The sequence below is a fragment of the Adlercreutzia rubneri genome (assembly GCF_009755265.1).
Lineage (GTDB): Bacteria > Actinomycetota > Coriobacteriia > Coriobacteriales > Eggerthellaceae > Adlercreutzia > Adlercreutzia rubneri.
Map to the genome: position 1 here is coordinate 82,548 of NZ_WPOO01000011.1, position 11,328 is coordinate 93,875.

Genomic DNA, 11,328 nt, shown 5'->3' on the forward strand with positions numbered 1-11,328 from the left:
GGGGTTAGGCCTCCTCTCCGCCACCGATGAGGTCGGTGTTCAGGTCGGACTCAAGACCGCTCATCAGGTCGCCCAGCTCGGCAGCCAGGGCATCGATGGCGTTGGCCTCTTCGTCTTCGGTCTTCTTGGCATCAGCGACAAGTGCGGCGTAAAGCGCCTGGTCAGCACTGTAGTCCTCGATCTCGTCCTCGCTGATGGGTTGCATATCGTGGCCCTCGAGCTCGACGTTCAAGCACAGGGACTTCATTTCCTTCACGAGCACCTTGAAGGACTCGGGCACCTCCGGCGCCGGGATGTTCTCGCCCTTCACGATGGCCTCGTAGCTCTTCACGCGGCCCGACGTGTCGTCGGACTTCACCGTGAGGATCTCCTGCAGCACGTTGGAGGCGCCGTAGGCGTACAGCGCCCACACCTCCATCTCGCCGAAACGCTGGCCGCCGAACTGGGCCTTGCCGCCCAGCGGCTGCTGGGTGATGAGGCTGTAGGGGCCGGTCGAGCGAGCGTGAATCTTGTCGTCCACCATGTGGCCGAGCTTCAGGATGTAGGTCTGGCCGACGGTGATGGGCTCGCGGAACTTCTCGCCGGTGCGGCCGTCGTACAGCCACGTCTTGCCGGTGCGCGTCAGCTGGGGCACCAGCTCGTCGCGGGCCATGTCGCCGTACTTCGCGTGGTTCATGTTGATGAGGTTGCGGTTGGCCTTCTCGATGGCGTCCGAGATCTCTTCCTCGGTGGCGCCGTCGAACACGGGCGTGGCCACGTACATCGGGCCCTCCACGACTTCGTCGGTCTCCTCGGCGTCCGACCAGCCCCACTTGGCGGCCCAGCCGAGGTGGTTCTCGAGCAGCTGGCCGACGTTCATACGGGACGGAACGCCCAGGGGGTTCAGGATGACGTCGATCGGGGTGCCGTCGGCGAGGTAGGGCATGTCCTCCACCGGCAGCACGCGGGAGATAACGCCCTTGTTGCCGTGACGGCCGGACAGCTTGTCGCCCTGCTGCACCTTGCGCTTCTGAGCGACGTAGATGCGCACGAGCTCGTTCACGCCGGGGGCCAGATCATCGCCGGCCTCGCGGGAGGAGCGGTAGATGCCGATGACGCGGCCGCCGGAGCCGTGGGGCACCTTCAGCGACGTATCGCGCACCTCGCGGGCCTTCTCGCCGAAGATGGCGCGAAGCAAGCGCTCCTCGGCGGTGAGCTCGGTCTCGCCCTTCGGGGTGACCTTGCCCACCAGCACGTCTCCCGGGAACACCTCGGCGCCCACGCGGATGATGCCGTCGGCGTCCAGGTCGGAAATCATGTCCTCGGAGATGTTGGGGATCTCGCGGGTGATCTCCTCGGGGCCCAGCTTCGTGTCGCGGGCATCCACCTCGTACTCGGAGATGTGGATGGAGGTCAGCAGGTCCTCGGCCACGACGCGCTCGGACACGATGATAGCGTCCTCGTAGTTGTAGCCTTCCCACGGCATGTAGGCGATCATAAGGTTCTGGCCGAGCGCCAGCTCGCCGCCATCGCAGGACGGGCCGTCGGCCAGCACGTCGCCGGCCTGCACCTCGTCGCCCTTGCGGACGATGGGACGGTGGTTGATACAACCGGACTGGTTGGAGCGCTGGAACTTCGGAATGAGGTACTCGTCGTACTCGCCGTCGTCGTTCAGGATGATGATGGTCTGGCCGTCCACATAATCGACCACGCCGGGGCGCTGGGCCACGAGGATCTCGCCGGAGTCCACCGCGATGCGGTGCTCGATGCCGGTACCCACGAGCGGGGCGCTCGGACGCAGCAGCGGCACAGCCTGGCGCTGCATGTTCGAGCCCATGAGGGCGCGGTTGGCGTCGTCGTGCTCGAGGAACGGAATGAGCGAGGTAGCCACGGAGGTCATCTGGCGCGGCGACACGTCCATGTAGTTGACCATCTCCGGCGGCACGTCCATGGCCTCGCCGAACACGCCGTTGGTGTCGGTGGTACGGGCGAGCACGCGGGCGGACTTGTGGAAGACGCCGTCCTCGTCGGTGTAGCCGAACTCGCGGGTTTCCAGATCGAACAAGTCGTTGGCCTGGGCGATGGTGAAGTTCTCTTCCTCATCGGCGGTCAGGTAGTCGATCTCGTCGGTCACCTTGCCGTCGATCACGCGGCGGTAGGGCGTCTCGATGAAGCCGTAGGGATTGATGCGGCCATAGGTGGCCAGAGAGCCGATAAGGCCGATGTTCGGGCCTTCAGGCGTCTCGATGGGGCACATGCGGCCGTAGTGGGAGGTGTGGACGTCGCGCACCTCGAAGCCGGCGCGCTCGCGGGACAGACCGCCCGGGCCCAGAGCCGACAGACGGCGCTTGTGCGTAATGCCGGCGGCGGGGTTGGACTGATCCATGAACTGCGAGAGCTGGGAGCTTCCGAAGAACTCCTTGATGGCGGCCACGATGGGGCGGATGTTCACGAGCGACTGCGGCGTGATCTCGTCGGGCTCCTGCATGGACATGCGCTCGCGCACCACGCGCTCCATACGCGACAGGCCGATGCGGAACTGGTTCTGGATCAGCTCGCCCACGCTGCGGATGCGGCGGTTGCCGAAGTGGTCGATGTCGTCGGTGACGAAGCCCTCGTCGCCGTTGTGCAGACCGATGATGTAGCGCATCGTGCGGATGATGTCCTCATTGGTCAGCGTGGAGGAGTCGTTCTCCTCGGGGGTGAAGCCGAGCTTCTTGTCCATCTTGTAGCGACCGACCTTGGCCAGGTCATAGCGCTGCGGATTGAAGAACAGGCCGTCGAGCAGCGTGCGGGCGGAATCGATCGTCGGCGGCTCGCCGGGACGGAAGCGCTTGTACAGCTCGATGAGCGACTCTTCCTTGGTGGTGGCGGGGTCGCGGTCGAGCGTGCGCAGCACCATCTCGGAGGAGCCCAAAAGCTCGATGATCTCCTCGCGGGTCTCGGCCAGGCCGAGGGCGCGCACGAGCAGGGTGGCCGGCTGCTTGCGCTTGCGGTCGATGCGCACGGAGAGCAGGTCGCGCTTGTCGGTTTCGAACTCGAGCCACGCACCGCGGGAAGGGATGACCTTCGCGTTGTAGATGGTCTTGTCGGAGGTCTTGTCGCGCTCAGAGGCGAAGTACACGCCCGGGGAGCGCACGAGCTGGGAGACGACCACGCGCTCGGTGCCGTTGATGATGAAGGTGCCGCGCGGCGTCATGAGCGGGAAGTCGCCCATGAACACCTCCTGCTCCTTGATCTCGCCGGTCTCACGGTTGATGAAGCGGATCTCCACAAAGAGCGGCGCCTGGTAGGTGACGTCCTTCTCCTTGCATTCGTCCACCGTGTACTTGGGCTCGCCGAACTCGTGCTTACCGAATTCGACGCACATGTCGCCGGTGTTGTTCTCAATCGGGCACACATCGGCGAACGCCTGGGCCAAGCCCTCGTTCTTGAACCAGTCGAAGCTTTCCGTCTGGATAGCGATCAGGTTCGGGACGTCCATGACGTCGGGAATCTTCGCGAAGCTTCGGCGATCCCTGTAAAGGCTGGTGGGAGCGGATTTCTTATCCATTGCCACGAGGCTGTTCCTCCTTCACGTCCATCGCAAATCTGCAAAAAAGTTGCAATTCGCTAAAATACTACGGCGTGAAGCCCGAGTCAAGAAAAATTTTTACGAGCCATGGAAATTTTCTGGAAAATAGGGCTCGGAGCTGGGCGTTGTTGCGTTCCGTCCTCCGTAGGGGGCGACCTTGGTCGCCCCTCCTCAGGTGAGGGCGCCGCGCTTGAGGAGGGCAGACCAAGGTCTGCCCCTACGGATTGGAGCGCCACGCTCTCGCGCAACGAAAAGGGCGGACCGAAGTCCGCCCTTGTGGGATGGGGCAGAGCGTTTTCGCTCCGTCCCATTCTGCTATGAGAATGCCGTTAGTTTCCGGCGGCGCGGGCGGCCTCGTAGGCTTCCACGAGCTTCTTCGTCACGTCGGCCGGCGCCTGCTCGTAGCCTTCCAAGGTGAGCGTGTAGGAGCCGGAGCCGCGGGTCATGGAGCGCAGATCCTTGGTGTAGTTGATGACCTCGGCATAGGGCGCGCGCATCTTGATGACGGTCTCGCCGGCCGCGAAGCCCGCGTCGGTGCCCACAATGCGGCCGCGGCGCGTGGAGATGTCGCCCATGATGGTGCCGGCGTACTCCTCGCCCACGGTCACTTCCATAGTGGCCCAGGGCTCCAAGATGATGGGGCCGGCGTTCTCGCAGCAGGCGCGGAAGCCGATGCGCGCCGCGGTCTTGAAGGCCATCTCGTTGGAGTCGACGGAATGATACGAGCCGTCGAACACCGTGCACTTGATGTCCACCATGGGGTACCCCGCGAGGAAGCCCTCTTCCATGGCCTCGCGCACGCCCTTATCCACCGCCGGGATGAGGCCGTTGGGAATGGCGCCGCCCTTGATCTCGTCCACGAACTCGTAGCCCTCGCCGGGGATGGGGGCCAACCTCAGCCAGCAGTCGCCGAACTGGCCGGCGCCGCCGGTCTGCTTCTTGTGACGGCCCTGGGCCTCGGCCTGCTTGGTAATGGTCTCGCGGTAGGGGATGCGCACGGGCACGAGCTTCGCCTCCACGCCGGACTGCTCCTTCAAGCGCCCGATCAGCATGTCTACCTGGGTCTCGCCCATGGCGTGGATGATGGTCTGATGCGTGTCCTCGTCGCGCGTGATGCGGATAGTGGGGTCAGCCTCGGCGGCGCGGGCTAGGAAGGTGCCGAGCTTGTCCTCCTCCTTCTTCGACACAGCCTCGATGGCCACGGGGTACAAGGGCTCGGGCAACGGCAAAGGCTCGATGGCGATGGTGCCCTCGCAGGAGAGCGTGTCGCCCGCACGCACGTCGGAAAGCTTCGGCACCACGACGATGTCGCCGGCCTTGGCGCTCTTCACGTCGACGGCCTCTTTGCCCATCATGACCTGGATCTTGCCGAGGCGCTCCTTCTTGCCGGTGCGCCCGCAGACGAGCTCCAGCCCCGGCTCCAGGTAGCCGGAGATGACCTTCAGGAAGGTGAGGCGTCCGACGAACGGGTCAGACACCGTCTTGAAGGCGAAGGCGCAGGGGGGCTTCGTCTCGTCGATGCGCACCGTCACGTCGTCGGCCATGCGGAAGCGACCGTGGCTCTTCGGGTGCGGGAAATAGGTGCAGATGTCCTCCATGAGGCCCTGAACGCCTTGCATAATAATGGTGGATCCCACGAACACCGGAATGATGAGCTCCTGAGCGATGGCTTTGTCCAGCAGCCCCTCCAGCTCCTCTTGGGTGAGCTGCTCCTCGCCCTCGAGGTACTTCATCATAAGCTCGTCGTCGGCCTCGGCCACCAGATCGCACAGCTTGTCGCGGGCGTTGCGCGCCTCCTCCTGGTACTTCGCCGGCAGGGTTTCCACCGCTTCCACGCGCTCGCCGCCGTCCTCGAAATAGCGGGCCTCCATGCGGATGATGTCGATGACACCCTGGAAGTCCTCGGCCTGGCCGATGGGGATGGTCACCGCGCCGAGGCGACCGCCGAAGCGGGCGTGCAGCAACGCCATGGCGGCGTCGAAGTTGGCGTTCTCGCGATCGATGTGGTTGATGTACACCGCGCGCGACAGGCGCATGTCCTCCGCCTCGCGCCACAGCTTCGTCGTCATAACCTGGGGGCCGTCGACGGCGTCCACCACGAACAGGGCCATTTCGGCCGCCTGCATGGTGGCCAGCGTATCACCGATGAAGTCGGGATGGCCGGAGGTGTCCAGCACGTTGATCTTGTAGTCCTTGTAGGGGATGGGGGCAATGGAGGTGGAGATGGTGAACTTGCGCTTGATCTCCTCGGGGTCGTAATCGAGGTACGACTTGCCGTCGTGGGTCGTGCCCATGCGCGGCGTCTTGCCGGAGACGAAGAGCATGGCCTCGGCCAGCGAGGTCTTGCCGGCGCCATCCTGTCCTACAAGGACGATGTTTCTGACGTGTTCGGGAGCCGGAGCTGCCATGAGCGACCACCTGCCTTCCTGATAGAGGGCGCCCGCACCCCTTGCGCGGGTCTAACCCGGGCGCGCCGCCCATCGGTCGCGCGCCTTCTCGCCAAACGCTACGCTGAATTCCCGTTGCCGCGAACACCCGCTGCCGGGGCCGCGCCAACTGACAGATCCACGACCCGCGAGCTCTTGGCGCATCGCCAGCGAGCGGTCTTTCAGCGCCGACGAACGGCGTCTTTTCCGTGGCATCCATATTAGCAGAGGGCACCGCGTCCGCTGAGTACAGCGAAAAATTCGCGAGACGAAGTTCGTGCGCTTTTTCTCAGGGGGAGCTTCTCAGGGTTTGATCCGCGAGTTGGTCCGCGAATTGGTTTGCAGGTTGATCCGCGAGCTGGCCCGCAAGCTGGACCGCAAGTTGGCCCGCGAGTTGGCCCGTGCACCCCCCAACCGCCCATGCGACGCCACCACGGTTGGCGCGAGGAACCAACCGAGACATTCTCGCGTCATTAATACGGTTCGGAGAGAGTAGCCTGTTCGAACGCGCGCAGGGCGCAGGAGCCACACGCGCCATCCCTCACCGCCGCATGGCTTCATTATCGATTGGAAAGTGACGGTCAATGTCGAAACTAATACTATGGGGCTCGAGTGCCCTCGATTTCTACCAGCACGGCGATTTCACCTCTCTCCTCACTCTGTGGCTTGATATCGCCCACCAGGAGGACATCACCCCCAACGCTGCCGCCGTTCAGTATCTGGAGGATAGGCTCCCCTGGCTGAGCAAGCCTTTTCGCGTCATCGTTCCTTCACGCCAGCAAAAGCGCAATCTCAAAGATGTGCGCTGCCATGTCGCAGAGGCGTCAATTCAGCAAGATCGCTATTTTCGCATTGCGCAAGGACTCTTTGCTCCTTCCCCCGAGGTCGCCTTTCTCCAAAGCAACTGGAGTCACGACCTTGCCGAAGTGATCTTCAAAGGAAGCACCCTTTGCGGCGCCTACGGTCTAACGCCTCCTTTCGACACCGTCTTCAATCGCCCCGTTCTTACTTCATCTGAGCGCATCCAAGAAGCTCTTTTGGCCCACCGGGACATACGAGGCTGCGCCATGACGAGACGCGCCGCTCCTTGGATTCTCGATAACGCCGCCTCGCCGAGAGAGGCAGCCCTCGCTCTTCTCATGACGCTCCCCAACCATCTCGGCGGCTATCACTTCGCCCGACCGAGGCTGAATCATTCCATCGAACTCACCGGTGCCGCTCGCCCGCTTTCGCGAGAAGAGTACTATGTTGCAGATGTTTGCTGGCCCGCGCAAAGACTCATTCTCGAGTACGACAGCGACGAACGCCACCTTACGTCCGAGCAGCTGCAGGAAGACGCTGTTAAACGCATGACGCTGCAAGCCATGAACTACCGGATCATCACCGTGGGACGATTGCAGCTCAACTCAACCAGCGAAACAAGGAAAATCGCGCTCTCTGTTGCCCGCGCACTTGGCAAACCGATCCGATTCCGCATAGGCGACTTCGATGCAAAGCACAAGCATCTGCGAGAGGTCCTGGGACTCCCCTCCTGGCAATAACGCACCCTGACAACCGCAGCCCAAAGATGATTTTTGTCAGGCGTCCTTCCTTGTTCTGACATTTTTGCTGGTCTGGCTGCGGGTTGCCGAGGAAGGATTTGGAGGCACGAAGCTGTGACCTGGTGCTTCTCTTGCTGCGACTTTGTTTTTCATGGTTAACACCGCAGCCCGAGAGCCTAAAATGTCGCACGTTTCAGAACCGAACGACAAAAAGATGCCTCGGGCTGCGGATCGAGGATCAAAATGCCGTTGGCCCCAAACCCAAATGACAAAATGAGGCCCCAAGGTGCGGCCGCGACGCGCGAGGCCACGGCAAGAACCGCGGCCTCGCGAAACTGGGAGCAGCTGGGCTGCTCGACGCATGGGATATGGCTAGAGCTCGCTGATGATGCGGGCGGTGCGGGCGACGCATTCGGCCTTGGCGCGCTCGACGTCGATGGTGGGCCATTCACCGGCGCGGTAGATCACCTCGCCATCGCACATTGTGAGCACCACGTCGGCACCATCGCCGGCATAGACCACGTTGTACACCGGGTCGGGCGCGGGGCACCAGGAGGGGCCCGTGGTATCCAGCACGCACAGGTCGGCACGGGCACCTGCGGCCACAATGCCGCAATCCTCGCGGCCCTGGGAAAGCGCGCCGGTGCGCATCGCCGCCGCCAGCGCCTGCTGGGGCGTGACCGCCGTCGGATCAAGCGTCGCGCCCTTGTAGATAAGCGCCTGCAAGTACATGTCGTGGAACAGGTTGTGGTTGTTGTTCGACGCCATGCCATCGGAGCCCAGGCACACGGGAATGCCGCGGCGCAGCATCTCGGGAATGGGCGCGAAACCGCTGCCAAGCTTCATGTTGGAAGCCGGGTTGTTGGCGACGAACACCCCGTGCTGCTGCAAGATATCCAGGTCGGCGTCATCGACCCATACGCAATGGGCCGCCGTCACCGGCACGTCGAACAACCCGAGGCTTTCGAAATACTGCACCGGCGAGAGGCCGCCGTGGCGCTCGCGGCATTCGCGCACTTCCTTCTCGGTCTCGGACAGGTGGATGTGCAGGCGCAGGTCGGTGCCACGCACGATGTCCAGAATGTCGCGGCAAACCGTCTCGGTGGACAGGTACTCCGAATGGATGTTATAGTCGATGCGAATGCGTCCGTCGCCGGCCCCGTGCCAGTCGCGCACAAGGGCCTCCATCTGGGCGCAGATGGGATATTCCGCATAGGGCTTCTCCTCGAAGGCAACGAGTCCCTCGCACATGTTGGCCTTCATGCCGGCCTCGAGCACCGCACGGGCACGCTCCTCGGTCGCGTAGTACATGTCCGAAAAACTGACCACGCCGAAGCGCGCCATCTCGGCGCAGGCGAGCACCGTGCCCCAATAGCAATCCTCGGCGGTCATTTTGGCCTCGAAGGGGAAGCACTTCTCCTCGAGCCAACGCTGCAGCGGCAAGTTCTCGGCGTAACCGCGCAGAAGCGTCATGGGAGCATGGGCATGGGCGTTGTAGAGCGCGGGCATGAGCAGACGTCCCGTGCCATCGTAGGTCTCGCCGAAGGTGGCAGCCACATCGGGCGCAGGAGGCACCGAGCCGATATAGGCGATTCGGCCGTCGCGCACCCCCACCCATTGGTGGTGCTTGATAGCGAAGTCGGCGTCGAGAAGATTGATATCGGCAAAGAGCATGGAAGGCCTTTCGAAGAGAGCAGAACGGGGTTCTAGGGAAGAAGCATAACGCATTTCGCGGACGGAAACGGTTTTCGCGGCGACCTCTTCCACAAATGGACATGGTACCTTTGGCTACTTCCGAATGCCGCCGGCAGAGAGCGAACCCTTCGTCGGCAAAGCTCGCTGCTGGCTGCGTGGCCGAGAGTGCGTCCTCGGGGGGGATTCCCTCTTGAAGCATCATTCGCTGCCACAAAAAGGACCCGTGCCTGAGCGCGGGTCCTTGGGAAACGCCTGGGTTGTCGAGAGCAGCTTACTGCTGGGTACCCTCGGCGCCCTCGGCGGCCTGATCGGCAGCGGCCTGGTCGGCGGCAGCGTCAGCGCCAGCCTGGTCGGCGGCCGTCTGGTCGGCAGCGGCCTCATCGACTGCCTGGTCGGCAGCGGCAGCGTCGCCGGCCTGATCGTCGGCAGCGGCATCAGCACCAGCCTCGCCGGCAGCGGCCTCGTCGGCGGCCGCATCGGCAGCGGCGGCGTCGGCAGCGGCCTGATCCTCGGCGGACATGGTCTCGTCGGAAGGCTGCTCAGTGCCCTCGGTGGCGGCAGCGTCGCCCTCGGCATTCTGGGCAGCAGCCTCCTCGTAGGGAGCAAGGTCGATGGCGTAGGGCAGGCCCTCGGGCATCGGGTTAACGGTGATCTCGGCGTTGTTGCGATACTCCTCGAACCAGGTGGAGAAGTTCTGGGAGGCGTTGCTCTGCTCCATGTAGGTCAGATACTCCTGGAACTCGGTCGGCAGCTGGTCAACCGACGTGATACCGCCCTCGGGAACCTCGTAGACATCGGTCACCTTGATGATGTGGTAGCCGTACTCGCTCTTGACGGGAGCGGCGACGATCTGATCCTTCTCGAGGCCGGCCAGAGCGTCCTGGTACTCAGTGACGAAGGTGCTCAGCGCGTCCCAGCCCACATCGCCGCCGTTAGCAGCGGAGCCAGTGTCGGTGGAGTACTGGGAAGCGGCATCCTCGAAGGAGATCTCGCCGGCGTTGATCTGATCAAGCAGCTCCTGGGCGCGGGCGGCCAGAGCGGCGTCGTCCTCGCCTTCCTCGGCGGTCAGCAGGATGTGGCTCGAGCGCTTAGCGCCGTTGAACTGCTCGCTCATGGCCTGGGCCTGGGCCAGGGCCGCATCCTCGCCCTCGCCTTCAGTATCCTGGGCGGCCACGGCCTCGGCGAGCTTCGTCTGAAGCAGATTCGGACGAATGACGTCCTCGATGTAGGACTCCTCGGTCATGCTGGACGCCTCGAGAGCCTCCTGGAAGGCCTCATCAGACTCGAACATGGCCTTGGTCTCCTCCATGGCGGAATCGATGTCGGCCTGCTCCACGGTCACGTTGTACTCTTTGGCGGCCTGGTCGTAGAGATCCTGGTTGACGTAGTAGTCGATGACCTCTTCGCGCACGGACTCGGGGGTGTAGCCGTTGGCGACCATCCACTCGCCCCACGCCTCATCGGACTCCAGCGAGCTGGAGGTGCGGAAGTTGGCGATGTAATCGGTGACCGTCTGCTCCATGATGTCCTGGCCGTTGACCGTCGCGGCCACCGCGCCGCCGCCGGCACCGTTGCCGCCGCAGCCCACCAGCCCGGCACCGAGAGCGACGCAGAGCGAAACCGCTCCCACGCTCTTCAGAGCAGAGCTCTTGAACGAGGCAAATTTCATGTGTCCTCAACCTTTCATGACATTGCGTCAGCCCTATTGCCGGCGCAGGCTCATCGAGCGCACTCCCGCTCCCTCCGCGGGACTCCCGCCCTTCCTTCATGAGCGCTAACTGAATGTTGCAACCCTAGCGTAACGTTCTTTACCGTTTCGTAAGGTCAGAGAGCTATTATTTCAATGCGCGCGCACCGTATAAAGCGAATTACTTAGTCCACACACGGTGTCAACAATAATCGCACATACCTGTAAAGTTCCTGAAAGGATTCCTTAAAACCTGAGGTGAAGGGTCATTTTCCAGGTGCCTGTCGAAACCGCAGCATCAATCATGAACCACCCCTCAAAGGGGTGGTTTGCTCTGGGCCTATAAGGCCGAGGGGGGCCGGCAGCGTCTAAAGGCGCTGCCTCTCACTTCGTTCAAGCCGTACCGCCCTTGTCTCTCGCGGGCCG

Annotated in this window: 5 protein-coding genes; 1 reads left to right on the plus strand and 4 read right to left on the minus strand. The window is 63.2% G+C overall.

Translation table 11 applies throughout. The annotated features are described in order from the left end of the window. Window positions 1–4: 4 nt before the first annotated feature. Window positions 5–3,532: a DNA-directed RNA polymerase subunit beta gene (rpoB, locus tag GO707_RS07555; RefSeq protein WP_157012698.1), complete on the minus strand. Its 3,528-nt coding sequence runs from the start codon at window positions 3,530–3,532 to the stop codon at window positions 5–7. A 350-nt stretch (window positions 3,533–3,882) separates the two neighbouring features. Next, entirely contained in the window at window positions 3,883–5,961 is a 2,079-nt protein-coding gene (gene fusA, locus GO707_RS07560) for an elongation factor G (RefSeq protein ID WP_157012693.1), read from the minus strand. A 602-nt stretch (window positions 5,962–6,563) separates the two neighbouring features. Between fusA and GO707_RS07565 the strand changes: the two genes are divergently transcribed. Further along, window positions 6,564–7,520, plus strand: coding sequence for a hypothetical protein (locus GO707_RS07565; RefSeq protein ID WP_157012694.1), 957 nt, complete (start codon window positions 6,564–6,566; stop codon window positions 7,518–7,520). 372 nt (window positions 7,521–7,892) lie between these two features. Here the strand turns inward: GO707_RS07565 and GO707_RS07570 are convergent, their stop codons facing one another. After that, on the minus strand, window positions 7,893–9,194 hold the full coding sequence (locus GO707_RS07570) for an amidohydrolase (RefSeq protein ID WP_157012695.1): 1,302 nt from the start codon (window positions 9,192–9,194) through the stop codon (window positions 7,893–7,895). Window positions 9,195–9,486: 292 nt separating this feature from the next. Beyond that, entirely contained in the window at window positions 9,487–10,884 is a 1,398-nt protein-coding gene (locus GO707_RS07575) for a peptidylprolyl isomerase (RefSeq protein ID WP_157012696.1), read from the minus strand. Window positions 10,885–11,328 lie beyond the last annotated feature (444 nt).